Origin of the sequence: Dietzia sp. CW19, from assembly GCF_014145265.1 — a bacterium.
GTDB classification, from domain to species: Bacteria; Actinomycetota; Actinomycetes; order Mycobacteriales; family Mycobacteriaceae; genus Dietzia; species Dietzia natronolimnaea.
On the sequence record NZ_JAALEE010000383.1, the window covers coordinates 1 to 1,044 of the forward strand.

Genomic DNA, 1,044 nt, shown 5'->3' on the forward strand with positions numbered 1-1,044 from the left:
GGCGGCCGCGGTGCGGGCCGTCGAGGGCGTCGACGACGTGGCGGGCCGCTACTCGACCGTGGACGTGGACGGCCGCGCCGCGCACCTGCTGCTGGCCAAGAACCCGGCCGGCTGGCAGGAGGCCCTCGGCATGATCGACACCTCGGCGGACGGCCTGGTGATCGCGGTCAACGGGCAGGTCGCCGACGGCGTGGACCTGTCGTGGTTGTGGGACGTGCGCTTCGAGAGCTTCGAGGGCGTGTCCGTGTACGCCTCCGGTGAGCGCGCCGCGGACCTGTCGGTGCGCCTGAGCTACGCCGGGGTCGAGCACAAGCTCGAGCCCGACCCGTTGTCCGCGATCAGGCGGTGCCCACCCGGCCGGGTCGAGGTGCTGGCCAACTACACCGCGTTCCGCGACCTCGGACGCGCGATCGCCGCCCGGAAGGAGCAGCAGCCATGACCGACCGCGACGCCGGGGCCTCCGCCTCACCGCTCGACACCGTCTCCCCCGATTCCCCGCGGCCCACCGAGTCGACTGTGCGCATCGGCCTGGTGCTGCCCGACGTCATGGGCACCTACGGCGACGACGGAAACTCCCTGATCCTGCGCCAACGCCTGAGGTGGCGCGGGTACGACGCCGAGATCGTCCGCATCACCCTCGACGACGCCGTTCCCGACTCGTGTGACATCTACACGGTGGGCGGGGGCGAGGACACCGCCCAGAAGCTCGCATCACGACACCTGTCGGGCTCGCCCGGTGTGCAGCGGGCCGTCGCGCGCGGGGTGCCGGTGCTGGCCATCTGCGCCGGGATGCAGGTGTTCGGCGAGTGGTTCATGGTCGCCGACGGCTCCCGCGCTCCCGGGTTGGGCCTGCTCGACGTGACCACCTCGCCGCAGGCCACCCGCTCGATCGGCGAGCTGGTGGCGGAACCGCAAATGGCCGGGCTCACCCAGACCCTGACCGGCTTCGAGAACCACATGGGCGCCACCATCCTGGGCCCGGACGCCGCCCCGCTCGGACGCGCCACCTCGGGCGTGGGCAACGGAGTCCCGGCAGGCGAGCCC

The 1,044-nt window shown here is 72.8% G+C and carries 2 protein-coding genes; both read left to right on the plus strand.

Features of this window, described 5'->3' with window-relative positions:
* On the plus strand, positions 1-439 hold a 439-nt coding region (locus tag G6021_RS11745; protein WP_182641353.1), incomplete at its 5' end, for a DUF1727 domain-containing protein.
* Positions 436-1,044, plus strand: a 609-nt coding sequence (locus tag G6021_RS11750) for a glutamine amidotransferase (protein WP_182641354.1), incomplete at its 3' end; no start/stop codon positions are given. The genes G6021_RS11745 and G6021_RS11750, both read left to right, overlap by 4 nt.